This window comes from uncultured Methanobrevibacter sp., from assembly GCF_902788255.1.
Lineage (GTDB): Archaea > Methanobacteriota > Methanobacteria > Methanobacteriales > Methanobacteriaceae > Methanocatella.
In genome coordinates this window covers 71700-91165 of record NZ_CADAJR010000003.1, presented here as the reverse complement: position 1 = coordinate 91165, position 19466 = coordinate 71700, and the positions used below count along the sequence as shown (strand labels likewise).

Sequence of the window (19466 nt, the reverse complement as noted above, 5' to 3'; positions counted from 1 at the left end):
TGCCCCGGGGATTGCCTAGAAAACACTCAATAAACGATTGAGCAAATAAACATGAAAAATCTAGGAATCCTCGCCTTCTTCAAGGCGAGGTTGTTCAAACAAATCTATTTTTCAAAACTTTTAATTACTTTCTTAATTATATTATCTTTTATGAGTTCAATTGTTTTTATTTTAGGTTATAATATTGATTCTAATTATGTTTTAATTGATGACAATATTCTGGTGGATACTGGTTCCGGTTATTACAATGATTATCTGTTCTCCAAACTCAGGGAAAACGGTGTTGAACCTGATGACATTGAAATGGTTGTAAATACTCATTGCCACTATGATCATATCGGAGGCAATCAGTTTTTCCCAAATGCAAAAATCGCCATTCACGCACAGGATGCCATTTCCATAAAGAATAAGGATACCTTGGGAACTTCAATGTCTGTTTTTGACAATCCCGGCAACTGCAGGGTGGACATCGAATTGGAAGACGGTGATGAAATCGCTGATTTTAAGGTAATCCACACTCCTGGCCATACCAAAGGAGGAATCTGTTTGTGGGATGGTGAAACTCTGATATCCGGAGACACCATATTTGCCGGTGGTGGAGTCGGCAGAATGGATATTGGCGGAGACTATATGGATATGAAAAACAGTGTCAAAAAACTGACCGAATTGGATGTTAAAAACATTCTTCCGGGTCATGGGCCAATGGTTGAAGGTAATGGAAAAGACCATATTAAAATGTCTTATTCCATGCTTTAATTTTAATTTTCTAATTTTTTGGAAACTTTTTTCAAGTTTCCTCTTTTTACAAGAAGTGAGATTTTTTCGCCACGTGCAACGATATTGTCCGGTTGCGGAATGACTAGTTTTCCGTTTTGGTAAGTGGCAATAATAATATATTCTTTTGTTGGGGATATCTCTTTAAAGCGTTTTCCAACAACTTTGTCATTTGTTATAGTCATTTCAAGTATCTCGGCATCTCCTTCACCGAGAGTGGTTAATTTCGCTACATGAGGGTTTGTTACATATTGCTGCAGTTGCAATGCGGCTGCCACTTCGGGACTGATTACCTGATCGATTCCTACTTCTTTAAATGCTTCCTCGTGGTCAGGGTTACTTACACGTGCAACTATACGTTCCACATCATATTTTCTAACCAATATGCATGATAAAAGATTCGCTTCGTCATTTCCTGTTGCAGCTATGAAAACATCCGCATCTTCAATATTGGTTTCTTCCAGTAATTTGGAGTTTGTTCCATTTCCATGGATTACTAATGCGTCTAAATCTGTGGCCACTTCATTACATAATGCTTCATCACTTTCGATTAATGTAATATCATTTCCATCTTCACTTAATAAATTTGCAAGAGTAAATCCTACACGACCTGCTCCCATAATAATAATGTACATTCAATCACCTACCAAATATTGGATAATGAATATTTAATTTATATGAATATAAATTTTATCATATCTGTAAAGGATATTGGACTTTCAACGTTTATCTTTTGAAAATCTCAAAACCGGCCCTTAATGTAATCAGTACCGGATATATTTCCAATCTTCCGGTCCACATGTCGAACAAACTGACAACTTTTATCACGGGATGTAGGGTATGGTTTATTATTCCCAGTTCCAGACCGTTGTTTCCCTGAAGGGTCATGGCTGCAAAGAGGCTTTTGAACGGGTCATATCCGAACAAACAGAATAACGCCCATGTAAACATTATGAACATCATATATAATGTTATAAAGTTTCCTGCCTGTCCAATGGACTTTTCAGGTATTTTGTGTCCGTTTAATTTTATTGGAACTATCCTGCCGTCAGGGGACATGATTTCTCTGATATGTCTGTAAATTCCTTTAAAATAAGTAATCATACGTACAAGTTTGATTGCACCTACTGTTGAACCGTTTGATCCTCCTGTCAGCATTAAACACATCAGACATATTATTACGAATGACGGCCATCCCGCCATGATGTCTGGATGCACAACTGTTGCTCCTGTGGTGGTTATTGCAGATACAACTGTAAAGAGCAGTTCCATCGGTACGATGTTGGAAACGAGATACAGCAATAATGTAACTCCGGCAATGACTGAAAGTATTATCTTAAATTGCAAATCATTAATTAATGATTTTCCTCTTGTCTTGATAACCTTGTAGTGAACCATGAAGCTTGTAGCACCTAAAATCATCAAGATGATTGAAATGAAATAAATCAGGTCATTGTGGTAGTATGCCATGTTTGCATTCTTGATTCCCATTCCTCCTGTGGATACAATGTGGAGTGTGCTGCAGATTGCATCGAAAAGCGGCATTCCTGCAAGCAGGTATAATATTATTCCGGCAACGGTATAAATGCTATAGATTCCAAATGTTTTTTGAAGTGTGGTTTTAATACTTGGTTTTATACGTTCTTCACGGGCTTCTGAATGGTAAAGTGTTGATGATACGGAACCGGGTTTTGTCAAAACACCGATCACCATAACAACTACTCCCAAACCACCAATCCACTGTTCCAATGCTCTGAAAAACAGTATGCTGTGTGGCAAGATTTCAACATCCTGGAACATGGTGATTCCGGTTCCTGTCAATGCGGACATGCTTTCAAAAATTCCGTCAAGAAGTGGGATGTTTGTTGCGAGTGTAAAAACGATTCCTCCGATGATACTGGCCCACAGCCATGCGAAGGATGAAATGATCATTCCATGCTTTAGCCGAATTTTTTTACCTTCGACTTCCTTGAAGCGATTCATAAAAAGGTAACCTAAAGATGTTGAAATTATGGCGGGAATGATAAAACTGATTAAATCGAACTCAAAATAAATTAAATCGAAGATTAATGGAATAATGCACATCAGACCTATTCCAATCATCAACATTCCAGAGTTTCTGGTAACAATTTTCAAATCAGTTTTAGTAATATATCTCATTAATCTAATAATTTGAATAAATTTCTATATAAACTTATAAGTATCAAGTTGTATAATTAATAATACTATGGATAAAAAAACTATATTACTTTTGGGAATAAGTGTAATTATTCTTTTAATAATGCTATGGTTTGTGGGCATTGATCAGGTTATTGGTGCTTTAAAAATGGCTAATTTAACTATTATAGCTTTAGCTATTCTTACACAAATATTTACTTATTTCTTATACACTTTGAGATGGCAAATCCTTAACAAGTTGGCCAATATGGATGTCGGCATCAAAAAACTGTTGCCTATGGTGCTGGTCGGTCTTGCGGTTAACAATATTACTCCATCCGGACGTGGTGGGGGAGAACCTGTTAGGGCATACATTCTTGCCAAGGAAAAGGATTATCCAATGGAAGAGACATTTGCAACTGTTGTTGCAGACAGGGCATTGGACACTTTCCCATTTGTAGTTTTGGCAGCACTCACTATTGCTGCAATGGCATTGTATTTTGATTTTGATACATGGCTGCTTGTGGTAATGGTTTTGGCGGTAATAGCGATTGTTGCGGTTTTGGCCATATTGATTTACATGTGTATCAATCCTGGTTTCGGAAAACGTGTTGACGGATGGATCATTAGACTGGTCCGCAGATTTTACAAGAAAAACTCTGAAGAACTTGAGGAACAGATACATGGGGTTATTTTTGGTTTTCAGGACACTATGAAACTCCTGATTTCAAATAAGAAGGTTTTATATTATACTATCCCATTGTCATTTATCATATGGGTTTTTGAAATTATCAGGGTTTACTTGGTTTTCCTGGCTTTCGGAGCTAATGTTAATCTGATTGTAATCGGTGAAGTGTTTATTGTGGCATCACTTGTTGGTATGATACCATTGCTTCCGGGTGGTCTTGGAGCCATTGACGGTATGATGATTATTTTTTACTCTGCAGCGGGTATTTCCTCATCAATCAGTGCGGCAGCTACCGTTATTGAAAGATTAATCTCCTTCTGGATGGTTACAATATTAGGTTTGGTAATCTTGCCGAAATACGGTTCATCCATATTGGATAAGATTTCTTTAGGTTCTTCTGAAGAAATAGAGGAATCTTTAAGTGAGGATTTAAACAACGAGGGTTAGCGTTATGGAAAACAAAACTGGTCGTATTTTTTATTTTGATGCCTTGAGGGCATTTGCTATTTTATCTGTTGTCCTTTTGCACGTCACATGCCACCTTAAAGAAATAATGAATTATACTGCATCATCAATTCATTCTGCAAGTGGAGCTTTTGTTGTGTTATTCATAAACTTCTTCACTATTGGAGTTCCTATCTTTTTACTGTTGTCAGGAGCGTTACTTCTGGGAAGGGATTGGGAAATTAAAGATTTTTTATCTAAACGTTTGCCTCGTATTACAAAACCATTTCTTTTTTGGTCTTTGGCATTTACAGTCCTTTTGGTTATTTTATCTTTATTAATTCCAAGTGTTGATTTTGTAACTAGTTTTGGAGCTTATGACATTTTAAAATTATTTTGGGATACATTAATGTGTAATGCACCAGGATCTGCTGTTTATTGGTTCTTTTGGATGATGTTTGGAGTTTATTTGATAATTCCTATTTTTAATAAATGGATAAAGAACTCTGATTTATCAGAACTTGAATATTTTTTAGTGCTTTGGTTGGTTTCAATAGTTTTTGAATATACATTTATGATGGAATGTCCTGTGAAGCTGTCTTATTTTACAAGTCCAATAGGCCTTGTAGTTTTAGGTTATTATTTAAGGCATACTGATAGGAAAATATTTAATAATGCATTTTGTGCTGTTTCATTAATAATTATTTCCACAGTTTTAATGTTTGTTTATTCTTATTTTATTGCAGATACTGTGTCATTTTCGTATCATAGATATTCAATGCCTGTGGTAATTGAAGCAATAGGCGTATTTTGCTTATTTAAATGTATTTTATTATTAAATAATCCTAATGAGTGGATTTTAAAGATTATTACTTCAATTTCAGTATGCAGCTATGGAATGTACTTGATTCATAGTCAATTAGTTATGGCTACTAGAAAATTATTGCATGGCTCTTTGGGTTTTACAGCAGAATATTTATTGTTATTTGTTGTTGGATTCATAGTGTCTTGGTTAATAATTTATACTTTATCTAAAATACCTGTTTTAAGAGATTTTGTCGGCGTTTGATAAGGTATTTTTCCTAAACTATTTTTTAATTAATTTAAATAGAAAACTTTATTTTAAGATATAATCATAAATTTAATTATCACAAAAAATTATTTTTTTAAAAAAATTTTGGTGAAAATATGGAAATTAATGGCGTAGAAATACAAGATACCTTTGCTGAAGGTTTTGGAATTAAAGTATCTAGAATTATTATTACTGCAGCTACTAAACATTTAGCTAAAATTGCTGCTACTGAAGCTACAGGATTTGCTACTTCCGTTATTGGATGTCCTGCTGAAGCAGGTATTGACCAATATGTTCCTCCAACTGAATCTCCAGATGGAAGACCAGGTTATGCAATCATGATTTGCCACATGTCTAAAAAATCATTAGGTGGACAAATCATGGACAGAATCGGTCAATGTGTTTTAACTGCTCCTACTGCAGCAGCATTCAATGCTCTTGAAAGTGAAGAATCCTTCCCAACAGGTAAACAACTCAAATTCTTCGGTGACGGGTATGAAACCGAAAAAGATGTAAACGGTAAAAAAATGCATGTAATTCCTATTATGTCTGGTGAATTCTTAGTGGAAGATGAAATGGGATGGAAAGATGGTGTAGCAGGTGGAAACTTCTTTATCATGGCTGACAGTCAAATGGCTTCTATTGTTGCTGCTGAAGCGGCTGTTGATGCTATTCACGCTGTTGCTGGTGTAATCACTCCTTTCTCAGGAGGTATGGTTGCTTCCGGTTCTAAAACAGGTTCCAAATACTCTTTCATGAGTGCATCTACCAACGAAAAAGAATGTGTAACTTTAAAAGATCAAGTTGAAACTGAATTGCCAGAAAATGTATTCGGAAACATGGAAATTGTTATTGACGGTGTCGATGAAGAATCCGTTAAAGCTGCTATGAAAGCAGGTATTGAAGCTGCTTGCCAAGTTCCGGGTGTTATCGAAATCGGTGCTGGTAACTACGGTGGAAACTTAGGACCTTACCAAATCCACTTACAAGACTTATTCTAGAGAATTTCTATATTCTCTACTTTTTTTACTTTTTTTAGAATATTTTTCATCTTAAAATTAACTTATTTAACAAAGTTCATATTTATAATATTCTTTTTCAGCTAAAAATCAGATAATTTTAATTCTATTTTTTTTATAATGAAAAATTATATATTAATAACACTAAATAGATATTATATATTATTGAAATAACTACTTTTAATGCATATTGGAAGTATTGATTTTCATTGAAATTTTGAGTGTTGTTTTTTGGTGTTGCAAAAATGGGGGAAAATTATAATAAGCCAAGTTTATATTTGATTCTGCCTTGTTTTAATGAGGAAGAGATTTTATCAAAGACTGCTGATGAAACTGAATCAAAATTAAATCAATTGATAATGGAAAATAAAATATCCAATTCAAGTAAGGTTTTATTTGTGGATGATGGTTCATTTGATAATACTTGGGAGTTAATTGAAGATTTTCACAATAAAAATAATATGTTTTGTGCCATCAAGTTTTCTAAAAATAAAGGTCATCAAAATGCGCTTTTTGCAGGGCTCATGTTTGCAAAAGATAATGCAGATATTTCTATTAGTATGGATGCCGATTTGCAAGATGACTTAAATGTCATTGATGAAATGATTGGGGAATATAATATGGGTTCTCAAATCGTTTATGGTGTTAGAAGCTCAAGAAAAAAGGATTCATTTTTTAAGCGTTCCACCGCTGAGACATTTTACAAATTAATGAATTTTTTAGGTGTTGAAATTGTATTCAATCATGCCGATTGCCGATTAATGAGCAAAAGGGCTCTTGAAGCTCTTGAAGAATATGAGGAAGTAAATTTATTTTTAAGAGGAATTGTTCCCCAATTAGGTTTTAAAACAAGTGAAGTATATTATGAAAGAAATGAACGTGAGTTGGGAGAATCCAAATATCCTTTAAGGAAAATGATCTCATTTACATTTGAAGGAATAACTTCCTTCAGCATTAAACCCCTTAAGATGATTGCTTCAATTGGTTTTTTAATGGCGGTTTTAAGTTTTATTGTAATGATTTATGCGGTTTCTGTTAAAATAATGGGGGCTGTAGTTTCAGGTTGGACATTTATCATAGTTTCCATTTGGCTAGTTTCTGGAATACAAATGTTATCTGTTGGAATCCTTGGAGAATATATTGGTAAAATGTATATGGAGACAAAAAAGAGGCCAAAATACATTATTGAAAAGGAATTGTTTGATTAAGTGATGTAAATGAGAATTGGAAAGGAACTGATGATGTATTTCATTTTTGGCGTTTTAACAACGGTAGTCAATTTCGTTGTTTATCTGCTTTTTGCAAGATTTTTAAATGTGAATTATCTCATATCTAATGTTTTGGCATGGTTCTTTTCAGTTTTATTCGCATATGTTACTAATAGGATATGGGTATTTGAAAGCAAAAATTCAAATATCTTAAAAGAGATGTCCCTGTTTTTTGGAGGAAGAATTTTTTCAGGAGTTGTTGATACTGCATTGATGTATCTCTTGATTGGTATTTTGGCTGTTGGGGATGTAATATCAAAAATTATTATTCAGGTAATTGTTGTTATTTTAAATTATGTTATAAGCAAGATTATTGTTTTTAAAGATAAGTGAGGTTGAAAAAAGATGGAATTAAATAAAACAAGTGTAGAGAACTTTATTAAAAATTATTATCCGTTCATCATATTCTTTGTTCTAATGGCGGTTCTTCATGCAATCATGGGATTGATGGGGGATGACGTTAGATTTTCTAAAGTTCTGTCAAATCATACTGTTATTGATTATGCATACATGAGATATCATGATTGGTCCAGTAGGATGATAATTGAAAGTGTTTTGATTTCAATTTCTCATGTAAATATGATTGTATGGAAGATTTTGGATTTAATCATTTACACCTGTGGTGTTTATCTGGTTATTAGATTGATTAATAGGAATAATAATAAATATATCAATTTGATAGGTGTATTGTTATTTTTAATGTATCCGTTCCATGAAATGGCATCTGCAGGTTGGATTTCAACAACAGTATTCTATTCATGGTGCTTTATTTTTGGTTTAATCTCTTTCATTCCTATCATAAATGAGGTATATCAAAAAAACACTAGCAAATGGATGTATGTCATTTCATTTTTATGTTTGATATATGCAGTTAATCAGGAGCAGAGTTGTGCATTAATTTTCGGATTTAATTGTTTGTATTTGCTTTATTGCATTATTAACAAAAAGGAAATTAATAAATTCAATATTTTAGCAATTATTATTGCTATTGCCTCTTTGATATTTATTTTCACATGTCCTGGCAATGCAGTAAGGGTTGCGGCTGAAACTGCCAGATGGTATCCTGAATTTGCAAGCTTTGGACTTATGCAAAAATTGTATTTGGGTTTGGTTCCAACTTTCGGACTGTTGTTTGAAGAGAAGATTATTTTCCCATTATTCTATATAATACTTAGCGTATGTGCATCATTGAAAACAGAAAATAAATACTTGAAATATTTCTTATACTTAAACATTGCATTTATGGCATTTTTAGCAGTATTCAAGACTTGCATGGATATTGCTCACTTGCAAGATTCTCTTGGTGCTATGGGGTCTGTTGCCAGCTTGATTAAAATTCCAATTGTATCAAGCATATTGGGAGTATTTAAATCAATCGTTGGTATTTTGCCGGGATTGGAAAATACTATTTATCTTCTTACTTATGAGGGAATTCCTAAACAAATAAATATTTATACTGTAATGCTTTGTATTTATCTGCTTTTAAGCAGTTGTATACTATTGTTCAAAGTATATGGTAAGAACAACTTGCTTCCAGTATTTTTATTCATTGGAGGATTTTTAAGTAGGCTGATGATGGGTTTCACTCCAACAGTATTTGCATCAGGTTACAGGGCAATGTTTTTCTTCTACATGTTTTTAATCATGTTGACTTTAATGATGATTAAACTATTGTATGATGAAGACAGGCTTAATAAGAAATGGCAATCTATAGTTAAATTTGCATTTATATTGCTTGCCGCTGTAAACTTCATGTTTGTATTTGTAATAACTCATGTGATGTATTAATAGATGATTTAATCATCTATTTTATTTCTTTTTTTGTAATTTCAGTTATTTCTTTATTTGTTAAATTAATTCCGATGATTTCTTCTATTTTCTCTAAATCTTTAAGTAATTTATCAAATGATGATTTGTCAGGACCTGAAATTAAATGGGAATGAATATTATTTACATTTTTGTAAAGATTTTCGAGGGCTTGCCTTTGATCATCATGTGAGCTTAGGTAATTCACATATTTTTGTCCGTCCGTTATATTCTTTGTTTTGATTTGGCGGATTAAGGGAGTTTCAATTCCGGGAATATGGTATTCAATGTTTTCTAATGTGCAGCCATATTTTGTTATGACTTTAAATTCGTCATAAATGTTGTCTGCGGAATGTTTTACAGTAATCTTTAAAAGATGAGGTCTGGCAGATTCATAATATAATCCTTCTCCACCAATGATTTCGGGGGACACGATTTTATCGGCACCGGCTTTTCTAAGCCTTTTTATGTTTTCAAGTTTACTGGCTCTTGTCACAATCCATGCAGTTGGGTTTGTTTCTCTTATGGTCAATACAATAAACAGATTATTAACATCGTCTCCAGTACAGATAATGACGCTTCTGCATTTGTCTCCTGCTAATTTAGCAACTAAATCATCTTCGATTGCGTTATCATTAATCACCACAACATTATCGCCTTCCTCGATTGAGTCACAAACTTCCTTGTTTTTTTCAATAACAATCACATTTTGGTTTCGTTGTGTCAATTCATTAAAAACTACTTTTCCCACTCTTCCAAAACCACAAATGATATAATAATCTTCCATAACTTCAATAGCTTTCAATTTTCTCGCTCCTTTTGAATATTCACTCATTTTTTCCTGGACATTTGTTAAAATAATATTAAATACATAAGCAAGTAGTGCAACACCGCTGAGAGCAAGTGTTGTTGCAAACATCTTTTGAATTCCTGTGGTTGGGATATAATCTCCGTATCCTACGGTTGCCATGGTAATAATTGAATAGTAAATGGCATCAATCAAATTCAAATTCATAATAAAAATAGAACCAACAACTCCATAAATAAAAAGAACTATTATGATTATTAAACCACTGCTGATGTATTTTGCAGGTAATTTTGTTAAAAGTGTAAATGTTATTTTTCGCATATGATTTTTCCTAAAGTTAAGATAATTATATTTATATTGGATACTTATATTTTAATTTATAAGGTGATTTTTTGAATCCTATTGACATGATGGTTACAGATTATAATTGCGAATATTTGGGTTTGTCAAGGTTATGCCTAATGGAATCTGCTGGAAAATCCTTGGCCGAGGAAGTAGGTAAGATTGCAGTTTATACTTTTTCAAAACCAGTTAAAGTTGTAATTTTTACCGGTTCTGGTGGAAATGGTGGTGATGGTTTTGTTGCGGCAAGATACTTGTTGAATCGTGGATATGATGTTGATATCTATATGTTGAAGGAGAATATTAGATCTGGCGATGCAAAAACCAATTTTGAAATCTTAAAAAATATGAAGCCTAGATTGTCTCGTTTAAACATATTTAATTTAAAAACACTTGATGATATCAATAATTCTGAAGTGGCAAAATCAAAGCAGGGTGAATTTATGATTGTTGACGGATTGCTGGGAACTGGAATTAAGGGAAAACTTCAAACCAACATCAGAAGGGCAATTGAAATAATTAATCGGTCAAAAGGAATAAAAATCAGTGTTGATGTTCCCTCAGGAATGGATCCGCTAACTGGTGAGGTTAATGACTTGGCGGTAGTTCCGGATTACACTATTAGTTTTCATAAAATAAAAACTGGAGTTAGGAATGCTAAAGAGGAAGTTGTTGGGGGATTGGTTACTGCAGATATTGGAATTCCCTTTGAAGCAGAATACTTTGTAAACTATGGGGACTTTTTAAGGCTAAAAAATAGGGATTTAAAATCACATAAAGGCAATAATGGCAGGTTGTTGATTGTTGGTGGAAATAATGATTACTCCGGGGCTCCAGCTATTGCAGGAATGGCTGCTATTGGTGCAGGTTGTGATCTTGTCTATGTTGCAACACCTGAAAAATCAGCTGAGGCAATCAAGTCAACCTCTCCCGATTTGATTGTAAAAAGTCTTGAAGGTGATAAACTTTCATTAAGCCATTCCTCTGAAATTTTGGAATTGGCTAACAGTGTTGATGCAGTTTTAATCGGTCCTGGTGCAGGCATTGATGAGGATACTGGAAAATTATTCAATGTACTGGTTTCAAAAATCAAAAAACCTATTGTTCTTGATGCCGACGCCTTGAAACAGGTTGAACTGAAACTGCTTAAAGGCCGTGAAGATATCATTCTGACACCTCATCTGTTCGAGTTCAAGTCATTTTTCAATGTTGAGTCTGATTTGAAATTGGATATTGACTCATATGACTTTGAAAAGGTTGACGAAAACATTACTGAGTTTCAAAAAATCACTCGCCAAATCAAGGGAACAGTCATTGTTAAGGGACAATATGACTTGGTGCTGTCCGGGACCCGATTCAGAATCAACAAATCAGGCAATCCTGGAATGACTGTTGGTGGAACAGGTGATGCATTGGCTGGAATATGTGGCGGTCTGCTCACACAGGATTTGTCTTCATTTGATTCTGCATGTCTTGGGGCTTTCATTAATGGTCTTGCGGGCGATGAGGCTTACAACGTCAAGGGAAACGGATTTTCAGCAACAGATTTGGTATCATATATCGGTAACGTGATTAAAAATGGATTATGTTAAGGGAATTTTTAAATCAAGGCCTAACCGTTTTATAGCCGAAGTTGAAGTGGATGGTAGTTTGGAAATCGCTCATGTTCCGAACACCGGCAGATGCAGGGAGCTTTTGCTTGAGGATGCTATTGTTTGGCTTAAGCCTTCCGACAATCCAAATCGAAAGACAAAGTTCTCACTTCACTTTGTGGAAAACAAGGGAGTGCTTGTATCATTATACTCTCAGCAAGCCAACAGTATTGTATATGATGCCATAAAAGATGGCAAAATAAAAGAACTTTCAGGCTATTCTATACATCAAAGAGAGAAAAGTGTAGATAACTCACGCATTGATATATACTTGGAAAATGAAAATCAAAAATGTTATGTTGAAGTCAAGGGAGTAACATTGATAATTGATGGTGAGGCAAGATTTCCGGATGCACCAACCGAACGTGGAGCAAAACATCTCAAAGAATTGATAAAACTTAAAAAAGAGGGCAACAGGTGCTGTGTGTTTTTCCTGATACAGCATCCTGCAGGTAAATTCTTCAGGCCGAATTGGGATAATGACCCGGTTTTCAGCGAAACCCTGAATGAGGCCTATGCTGAAGGTGTGGAGATACTTGTCTACAGATGTGACAATCAGCTGGATGGAATCGAATTGATTCCCGAATCACTCGACTTTGATTTGGGAAAATGTCTCGCCGATGGCATCGTTAATGACTAGGCTTGCAACATCATCGTAGGGAGTTTCACTTTTGTTTATCAAAATCAGATTCTTTCCGTTGAAATAATTTATCAGACCTGCTGCGGGATAAACCACTAAGGAAGTTCCTCCAATGATTAAGGTTTCGGCATTGGAGATGTAATCAATGGCAAAGCTTAACACCGCATTGTTCAGGGGTTCCTCATAAAGCACCACATCTGGCTTGACGATTCCTCCGCATTCGCACCTTGGAATGCCGTCACTTTCTAAAATATGTTCCAGCGGATATTCTTTATTGCATATTTGACAGTAGTTTCTGTGTATGCTTCCATGAAGCTCCAGCACTTCTTTACTTCCTGCCTTTTGGTGAAGGCCATCAATGTTTTGGGTAATCACCGCTTTTAATTTTCCTACCTTTTCCAATTCGGCTAATTTCAAATGGGCGGGATTGGGTTTGGCATCACTAAAAACTAGCGTGTCCTTGTAGTATTCAAAGAATTCCTCTGTATGGTCCAGATAATAGGTATGGGATATCAGATTCTCTGGAGTGTCGCCGTATTTTTCCAGACTCTTAAAAATTCCGCTTTCTGATCTGAAATCTGGGATGCCACTTTCCGTTGAAACGCCTGCTCCTCCAAAAAATACGATATTGTCGGATGTGTTAATAATTTCTTGCAGCTGTTGAATTTTAGACATATGGATAGTATATTTTTAATTCATATTAATTTTTTTCCAATTGTTTCTTTGTTGAAAATTGTCTTTTCTTTAGAATATTTCTTTAAACTTGTTAAATTATTTTTAAAAAGAACTAAATGCCTTTTATTCCATGAAAAACATTATTTTTAAATAGTATTTTAAACAAACTTATGATTAATTTGTTAATAAATGTTGGTGAGGTTATGGAGGATAACAATTCAAATCTTGATTGGATGATTTACTGGTCGCTACCTAAATTCAATCCCCGAAACAGTCAAATCAGACTCATCAATGAAGTAAATTTTGCAATAAAAGAGGGCTTTAAAAATATCATACTTGAAGCAGGAACTGGAACTGGTAAGTCTGCAATAGCTACGACTCTTGCTAACATGTATGAGGATTCCTACATCCTGACAATGACAAAACAACTTCAGGAGCAGTATCTTGATGATTTTGAAGAAATGCTTGTTGAGATTAAGGGTCGTGGAAATTATAAGTGCAACTATAAGGGAAGCTGTGACTTTTGTATCAAGGCCGAGTATAATCTAAGAAGATGCAGTGACTGTGAGTATCAACTGGCATTCAAAAGGGCTGTTGAGGCTAAAAATGTCATTACAAATTATGATTACCTCTACTATGCGGGCGTTGCTAATCCCATGCTTGATCCTCGTGAGCTATTGATTTTGGATGAGGCACATAACCTTGAACGTAAAATGCTTATGCTTTCATCCTCTGAGTTGAATCGTGAATATATTTCAACAAAATTCGGTATTGACATTTTCGAACCGATAATGTACGGCACCAAATCTCTCAACGATTTAAAAAGAAATCCTGAGTATTGGACAAGACTCTGTGACGATTTAATCAAGGAATGTAAAAAGAGGATTAAAAAAATTGAAGGGGATGCAAACAAGTCAGTTCAGGTAACCTTGGATGAATTCGAAAACGACCCTTCAAAGTATTCGAATTTTGACTATGTTGAAAAGCAAAATCTGGAGCAGGACATCAAGACATTTGCAGGTATTGGATTGGGATTGTCCCAGGAAGAGCTGATTATAGATTTGCCTAAGAAGGAAACAATTCTAAATAATGACATGGAAATTTCAGCGGAATTCAAACCGTTTTCCGTTGCTGATGATACTCAAAGCCTTCTGGAATTGGGAAACATCAGGATATTTCTAACAGGGACTTTGGGAAGCAAGGACAAGTTCTGTGAGTGGAACAATATCAATCCTGAAGAAACCTATTATATCTATGAAAAATCACCATTTGACGTTAGTAAAAGACCGATTTACGCTGATTTCGTTGGCAATATGAGCGGAAGCAGAGGCAAAACTCCGAGATGGAAAAACAAGCGTGCACTTTCAAAGCTCAGGCAATTGCTTGAAAAGCATAAGGATGAAAAGGGTGTCATTCACACTTCAAGCAACGAGCAGGCCTTTTGGATTATGAGTAACTTAAGGGATGACAGGCTGATGTTTGTCGGCGGTGAAGACAGGAACTATGTCTTGAAGGATTTCACAAAATCCGGAAAAAACACTGTTCTTATAGGCGCCTCAATAAAGGATGGTGTTGATTTCAAGGGAGATTTGTGCCGTTTCCAGATTGTGTTTAAGATTCCCTACCCTCAGCTTAATGAACAGGTAAAATATCGTAAGGCATTAGATCCGAAATGGTTTTATTATCAGACTGTAATGGCGCTGATGCAGGCTTATGGTCGTGGAATCCGGGATATGGATGATTGGTGTGTAATGTATATAATCGATTCAAGTTTCAAGCAATTGGTTGATTATAATCGCGGATTTTTCAACGAATACTTCCTTGAAGCGATACAAAAAAAGAAATAGGGATAGCGTAAAGCTATCTGTTTAATTTTTGATAATTTGCGGCTTGAATACCGTGGTGTTTAATCATTCCTTCAACTTCTCTTTGATCAGTGTCCTTGTCTTCAAAGGTAATCTGCTCGATGCTGTGTAAGCTGAATGGAGATTTTCTGACAATAGGTTGGATTGAACCTTTAAAGAGTTTCATTACGACTTCTCCGCTTACTCTTTCTTGCATGTTGTCGATTGCTTGGTCGAGGTCTTCTCTTAATGGTTCTTGCCAGAGTGCTCTGTAGACCAAATCAGCATAGAGTGTTGACATGTATTCTGCAAATCTTAACTCGTCAGTGGTTAAAACTAATTCTTCTAATGCTTGGTGAGCTGCAATCAATAATTTAGCTCCAGGGGTTTCGTAGATTTCCCTACTTTTAATGCCGATCATTCTGTTTTCAATGGTGTCGACTCTACCGATACCGTGTGATCCTGCAATTTCATTTGCCTTTTGGATGATGTCGATTAATGGCATCATTTCGCCGTTGATTGCTACTGGAATACCTTCCTCGAATTCGATAGATACTTTTTCAGGTTCGTCTTTAGCATCTTCCCAGGAGGCGGTCCATTCGTAGATGTCTTCCGGAGGTTCGTTTGCAGGGTCTTCTAGGACATCTCCTTCAATTGCTCTTCCCCAGAGGTTTTCATCGATACTGTAAATTTTATCGTAATTTAATTTGATTCCTTTGGATTCTGCATATTCTCTTTCTTCAGTTCTTGTCAAGTTCATTTCTCTGATTGGTGCAATGATATCCAAATCGGACATTGCGCGAATGACTGCTTCGAATCTGAATTGGTCGTTTCCTTTTCCGGTACAACCGTGTGCAATTGCAGTTGCTCCTTCTTTTTCAGCTACTTCTATAAGTTTTAATGCAATTAATGGTCTTGCAAAAGCAGTGCTTAATGGGTATCCTTCATATTCTGCATTTGCTTTAATTCCACGTGCGATGTATTCGTTAGCAAATTCTTCTTTGGCATCTATATTGTAGTGTTTTAATCCTCCAATGTTAGCTGCACTGTTTTTTGCTTTTTCCATTTCTTCTTCGCCTTGTCCCACATCTACACATGCGGTAATAACTTCTACATTGTATTTTTCTTCTAATAATTTAACACAAACGGAGGTGTCTAATCCTCCACTGAATGCTAAAAGTACTTTTTCTGTCATTTAGTCACCGTTAAAAATTTAATAATAAGAATTATCAAAATATATTTATATTGATTATACTATTTAATGGTGTATGAAAAATTAGTAATCATCATGGATTTTGTATTGAAATTGGAATTTAAAAAAAGTTTAATTTTTAGGCAGAAGAAAACTCTTAATTGAGGGATATAATTGAGGTTGATTGATTTCGGGGTTTTTAAATGACCTCAATCAAGAGTTAAAATGAGTTTCAAGTATTTTCATACTTTTCATCTCTCAATTAGTATATAGTTTTTCATAGTATATAAAAGTTTAGGTATACCTAAATTTTAACCAGTACACCTTTTTCTTCACAGAACTTTATCAGTCTGTCATATGTTGGATTTGTTTTTAAGGTATTTTTATTGCCTATTATAATAAGTTTACGTTTGGCACGTGTTATTGCAACATTCAATCTTCTTAAATCCTTTAAAAAACCAATATTGCCATTGTCATTACTTCTAACGGTAGAAATAATAATGATCTCCTTTTCCCTTCCCTGAAATCCGTCAACTGTCTTGACCTCAACGGGGGTCATGTCCTGGATGACCTTTACCTGGTCTGCATAGGGACTTATTATTCCAATGTCTTCCTCTTCAACGCCGATGTTGAGATAATCATTGACAATGTTTGAGCTGATTTCAGCTTCGATATGGTTGACAATTGATTTTGAATCTTTAAGATGAGTTTCACCTTCAATGTCGACATTTGAAGTGTCAATAAAAAGTAAAGCTTCCTCTTTTTGAGTTGAATCCAGGATATCATTGATGTTTATGTCATCAACGCTTGCATCACTTTTCAATCCGTTGTTGTAAAACTCCTGATTTGGAAACTTCATCAGCAGGTTGTTCATACGGTACTGGACGTTCAGCAGTTGGGATTTGTGGGGATATTTTCTAATCAATTCCTCAAACAGAGTTTTTTCAAGCTCTCCTGCCTTGTCACTTATTATAGTTGGCGGAAGCTGCTTGTGGTCTCCTGCAAGGATGAATCTGTGTGCCTTGGCAATCGGAATTAAAACGCTTGGGATTGTGGCCTGTGAAGCTTCATCGATAATTGCAACGTCAAATTTCACTCTTGCAATGGATTCCAGTGCCGCTGATGAGTTGGTTGCAAGAATGACGTCACTTGAATCGATGATGTCCTTTATCATCCTGTTTTCAATGCGTTTGATCTCGTCATGTGCCTCATCAATTTCCTGGTTTATTTCAATCCATTTCGCCATTGACTTTATCTTGTCCGCACTGACTCCGCGTGTTCCCTTGCCCTTTGATGCAAAATGAAGAATATCATAGTCTCCAAGTCCACGACGGTACTGGGGAGTTGGTTTTGTGTGGACTTTGCGCTTTTCAATCATGTTGTCGATTTTTTTGTGAATCTTTTTGATTTTCTTGTTAAGTTTGTGGTTTTCAACCTTGTATGCCAAAGTTTGAGTAATGTTGTGCTTTGAAACCCTCTGAGGATGGCCGAGCCTTGTCAGATTCAGTTTTTTGTTGTCCATTAAACGTTCCAGGATGTTGTCCACGGCTGCATTACTTTCGGCTGTGGCCAAAACCTTATGGCCCTGACGGGTTTCCTGTGAAATCAACTCAACCAGTGTTCTTGTCTTTCCGGTTCCGAATGGTCCATGTATCAAAAAGAAGTTTTCACATGAAAGACTATTTTCAATTGCTGATTTCTGGGATTCATTGAGGTTTTCGTCAATGTAGCTGATATATGGTGTGTCCCTGTTCTTTTTTGGATCCCTTTCGTTTAAAATATATTCCAGGGCATTTTTACCCTTCAGGCTCAAATGTTTCAGATTGTCTTCCATTCTTCTGAATGTGATGTCATTAGCATACAAATCAAGTCTGGTTTTTTTCTTGATTGCCCATTTCGGCACTCGCTTGTCAAATGCAACCTTGATGAATCGGGCACCCTTTTCGGTTACGGTACCTGTCAGGTCACTTCTAAGTGGATTGTCTGTACTTACCAGAACCATGTCTCCAACGGATATTTCGGTATCAATGGTTTCTGACATTCCAAACTGGACAATCTGCATTCCCAGTTCCTTTCCCAGACTTTTACCTTTGACCTTGTTGACGGCCCTTCCGAGTTCCTCTCTTTTCTGACCGGACATTGTACTGATTTCACGGGTCATCAAATCGATTTCGGCATCTCTTTCATAATTGATGAGAGTAATTAGATTTTTAATAAATTTCTTCATTTTCATACTTATTTTTAAATAAGAGTTTTACAGTATATTTAATTATGCATTTTAGAAAAATTGAGGAATTTGGTAATCTTGAAATGGCTTACGTCTCAGATATTTCCGGAGGATACATTTCACGAAACAAGCACCTTTTGAACAATATGGAATTGAACAGGTTCACTCAATTTTTGCTGGAAAAATGTGTTTATGGAACTCCCATATTCAAATTGGGAAACGGAGGAAACAGGATTTTGGTTCTCTCAGGAATTCATGGCAATGAACTGGGTCCTCAACTGGCCAATGTCAGACTTCTGAATCAATTCTTGGATAAGAAATTAAACCATACTATATATTTCATTCCCTTTGCAGCTCCAAAGGCTTCAATGAACAATGAAAGAACATTGAATGCAATGGATCTGAACCGTTCAGCACACATTGCAAATTCCGTCAGCAATCTCATAGTCGGTGCCGTTGATGAGTTGGGCATTAACTTTGTGGGGGATTTCCATTCCACAGCATATAATTCAAATCCCGGCATTGAAAGTGTATTTTCATCAAAATCCCCAACACCCGAAAGCTTTCTGATTGCTACCTACATTTCAAGGGATGTGGGATCTGATGTTATTGCATATGACTATGCAGGTTCATCATATAAGGGTGCCGTTGAGGATGTCTGTAATTTGAATGGGATACCTGCAATTACATGCGAAGTTTTATCCCCATTTGCAAGTGTCGGTGAAGGGGCGGTTGACAAATCATTTGCCCAGATGATGAGCTTTTTGACTTATTTTGGTGTTTAAATTATCTTTTTTTTATTTCCTCCTTTTTAAAAAGTCATATAAATTTTATATAATATTTTGAATAAAATAACAT

The 19466-nt window shown here is 35.4% G+C and carries 17 protein-coding genes; 11 read left to right on the top strand and 6 right to left on the bottom strand.

The annotated features are described in order from the left end of the window. Positions 1 to 150 precede the first annotated feature (150 nt). Positions 151 to 756 carry an MBL fold metallo-hydrolase gene (locus QZV03_RS01500; protein WP_296873941.1) on the top strand — a complete coding sequence of 202 codons (606 nt, stop codon included), beginning with the start codon at positions 151 to 153 and terminating at the stop codon, positions 754 to 756. A gap of 2 nt (positions 757 to 758) precedes the next feature. Here the strand turns inward: QZV03_RS01500 and QZV03_RS01495 are convergent, their stop codons facing one another. Together QZV03_RS01495 and QZV03_RS01490 are read right to left on the bottom strand one after the other, a co-directional pair. Continuing rightward, positions 759 to 1409: a TrkA family potassium uptake protein gene (locus QZV03_RS01495; RefSeq protein WP_296873940.1), complete on the bottom strand. Its 651-nt coding sequence runs from the start codon at positions 1407 to 1409 to the stop codon at positions 759 to 761. A gap of 91 nt (positions 1410 to 1500) precedes the next feature. Beyond that, positions 1501 to 2934 (bottom strand): TrkH family potassium uptake protein, encoded by a 1434-nt coding sequence (locus QZV03_RS01490; RefSeq protein WP_296873939.1) that lies wholly within the window; start codon positions 2932 to 2934, stop codon positions 1501 to 1503. Between the two features lie 67 nt (positions 2935 to 3001). Here QZV03_RS01490 and QZV03_RS01485 point away from each other — a divergent pair, with 67 nt between their 5' ends. The 6 genes from QZV03_RS01485 to QZV03_RS01460 all read left to right on the top strand — a co-directional run bounded on the left by QZV03_RS01485 (position 3002) and on the right by QZV03_RS01460 (position 9210). Then, on the top strand, positions 3002 to 4066 hold the full coding sequence (locus QZV03_RS01485; RefSeq protein ID WP_296873938.1) for a UPF0104 family protein: 1065 nt from the start codon (positions 3002 to 3004) through the stop codon (positions 4064 to 4066). Positions 4067 to 4070: 4 nt separating this feature from the next. After that, the gene (locus QZV03_RS01480; protein WP_296873937.1) at positions 4071 to 5132 is read left to right on the top strand and encodes an acyltransferase; all 1062 of its coding nucleotides are present in this window, start codon (positions 4071 to 4073) and stop codon (positions 5130 to 5132) included. Between the two features lie 119 nt (positions 5133 to 5251). After that, entirely contained in the window at positions 5252 to 6136 is an 885-nt protein-coding gene (gene fhcD, locus QZV03_RS01475; protein WP_296873936.1) for a formylmethanofuran--tetrahydromethanopterin N-formyltransferase, read from the top strand. 263 nt (positions 6137 to 6399) lie between these two features. Then, a complete protein-coding gene (locus tag QZV03_RS01470; RefSeq protein ID WP_296873935.1) occupies positions 6400 to 7362 on the top strand; it encodes a glycosyltransferase family 2 protein in 963 nt (320 codons plus the stop codon). Positions 7363 to 7371: 9 nt separating this feature from the next. Next, the gene (locus QZV03_RS01465) at positions 7372 to 7755 is read left to right on the top strand and encodes a GtrA family protein (protein WP_296873934.1); all 384 of its coding nucleotides are present in this window, start codon (positions 7372 to 7374) and stop codon (positions 7753 to 7755) included. A 12-nt stretch (positions 7756 to 7767) separates the two neighbouring features. After that, the gene (locus QZV03_RS01460; protein ID WP_296873933.1) at positions 7768 to 9210 is read left to right on the top strand and encodes a DUF6056 family protein; all 1443 of its coding nucleotides are present in this window, start codon (positions 7768 to 7770) and stop codon (positions 9208 to 9210) included. A gap of 16 nt (positions 9211 to 9226) precedes the next feature. Here the strand turns inward: QZV03_RS01460 and QZV03_RS01455 are convergent, their stop codons facing one another. After that, a complete protein-coding gene (locus QZV03_RS01455; protein WP_296873932.1) occupies positions 9227 to 10357 on the bottom strand; it encodes an NAD-binding protein in 1131 nt (376 codons plus the stop codon). A 71-nt stretch (positions 10358 to 10428) separates the two neighbouring features. On the opposite strand from QZV03_RS01455, the gene QZV03_RS01450 reads away from it, so the two are divergent. Together QZV03_RS01450 and sfsA are read left to right on the top strand one after the other, a co-directional pair. Continuing rightward, positions 10429 to 11970, top strand: a complete 1542-nt coding sequence (locus QZV03_RS01450) for an NAD(P)H-hydrate dehydratase (protein WP_296873931.1) — start codon at positions 10429 to 10431, stop codon at positions 11968 to 11970. Beyond that, positions 11957 to 12670 (top strand): DNA/RNA nuclease SfsA, encoded by a 714-nt coding sequence (gene sfsA, locus QZV03_RS01445; protein WP_296873930.1) that lies wholly within the window; start codon positions 11957 to 11959, stop codon positions 12668 to 12670. Before QZV03_RS01450 ends, sfsA begins: the two co-directional genes overlap by 14 nt. On the opposite strand, the gene QZV03_RS01440 is transcribed toward sfsA, so the two are convergent. Then, entirely contained in the window at positions 12617 to 13345 is a 729-nt protein-coding gene (locus QZV03_RS01440; RefSeq protein ID WP_296873929.1) for an NAD-dependent protein deacylase, read from the bottom strand. The genes sfsA and QZV03_RS01440 overlap by 54 nt on opposite strands. A gap of 203 nt (positions 13346 to 13548) precedes the next feature. On the opposite strand from QZV03_RS01440, the gene QZV03_RS01435 reads away from it, so the two are divergent. After that, on the top strand, positions 13549 to 15192 hold the full coding sequence (locus tag QZV03_RS01435; RefSeq protein WP_296873928.1) for a helicase C-terminal domain-containing protein: 1644 nt from the start codon (positions 13549 to 13551) through the stop codon (positions 15190 to 15192). Between the two features lie 13 nt (positions 15193 to 15205). Here QZV03_RS01435 and QZV03_RS01430 read toward each other — a convergent pair whose 3' ends face one another. Further along, the gene (locus tag QZV03_RS01430) at positions 15206 to 16384 is read right to left on the bottom strand and encodes an argininosuccinate synthase (protein WP_296873927.1); all 1179 of its coding nucleotides are present in this window, start codon (positions 16382 to 16384) and stop codon (positions 15206 to 15208) included. A gap of 301 nt (positions 16385 to 16685) precedes the next feature. Continuing rightward, positions 16686 to 18608, bottom strand: coding sequence for an IGHMBP2 family helicase (locus QZV03_RS01425; RefSeq protein ID WP_296873926.1), 1923 nt, complete (start codon positions 18606 to 18608; stop codon positions 16686 to 16688). A gap of 44 nt (positions 18609 to 18652) precedes the next feature. Here QZV03_RS01425 and QZV03_RS01420 point away from each other — a divergent pair, with 44 nt between their 5' ends. Beyond that, the gene (locus QZV03_RS01420; protein WP_296873925.1) at positions 18653 to 19393 is read left to right on the top strand and encodes a succinylglutamate desuccinylase/aspartoacylase family protein; all 741 of its coding nucleotides are present in this window, start codon (positions 18653 to 18655) and stop codon (positions 19391 to 19393) included. The last annotated feature ends 73 nt before the right edge of the window (positions 19394 to 19466 follow it).

Coding starts and splice junctions, on each gene's coding strand:
- QZV03_RS01500 (WP_296873941.1), top strand. CDS start 151: ATGAGTTCAATTGTTTTTATTTTAGGTTATAATATTGATTCTAATTAT.
- QZV03_RS01495 (WP_296873940.1), bottom strand. CDS start 1,409: ATGTACATTATTATTATGGGAGCAGGTCGTGTAGGATTTACTCTTGCA.
- QZV03_RS01490 (WP_296873939.1), bottom strand. CDS start 2,934: ATGAGATATATTACTAAAACTGATTTGAAAATTGTTACCAGAAACTCT.
- QZV03_RS01485 (WP_296873938.1), top strand. CDS start 3,002: ATGGATAAAAAAACTATATTACTTTTGGGAATAAGTGTAATTATTCTT.
- QZV03_RS01480 (WP_296873937.1), top strand. CDS start 4,071: ATGGAAAACAAAACTGGTCGTATTTTTTATTTTGATGCCTTGAGGGCA.
- fhcD (WP_296873936.1), top strand. CDS start 5,252: ATGGAAATTAATGGCGTAGAAATACAAGATACCTTTGCTGAAGGTTTT.
- QZV03_RS01470 (WP_296873935.1), top strand. CDS start 6,400: ATGGGGGAAAATTATAATAAGCCAAGTTTATATTTGATTCTGCCTTGT.
- QZV03_RS01465 (WP_296873934.1), top strand. CDS start 7,372: ATGAGAATTGGAAAGGAACTGATGATGTATTTCATTTTTGGCGTTTTA.
- QZV03_RS01460 (WP_296873933.1), top strand. CDS start 7,768: ATGGAATTAAATAAAACAAGTGTAGAGAACTTTATTAAAAATTATTAT.
- QZV03_RS01455 (WP_296873932.1), bottom strand. CDS start 10,357: ATGCGAAAAATAACATTTACACTTTTAACAAAATTACCTGCAAAATAC.
- sfsA (WP_296873930.1), top strand. CDS start 11,957: ATGGATTATGTTAAGGGAATTTTTAAATCAAGGCCTAACCGTTTTATA.
- QZV03_RS01440 (WP_296873929.1), bottom strand. CDS start 13,345: ATGTCTAAAATTCAACAGCTGCAAGAAATTATTAACACATCCGACAAT.
- QZV03_RS01435 (WP_296873928.1), top strand. CDS start 13,549: ATGGAGGATAACAATTCAAATCTTGATTGGATGATTTACTGGTCGCTA.
- QZV03_RS01430 (WP_296873927.1), bottom strand. CDS start 16,384: ATGACAGAAAAAGTACTTTTAGCATTCAGTGGAGGATTAGACACCTCC.
- QZV03_RS01425 (WP_296873926.1), bottom strand. CDS start 18,608: ATGAAGAAATTTATTAAAAATCTAATTACTCTCATCAATTATGAAAGA.
- QZV03_RS01420 (WP_296873925.1), top strand. CDS start 18,653: ATGCATTTTAGAAAAATTGAGGAATTTGGTAATCTTGAAATGGCTTAC.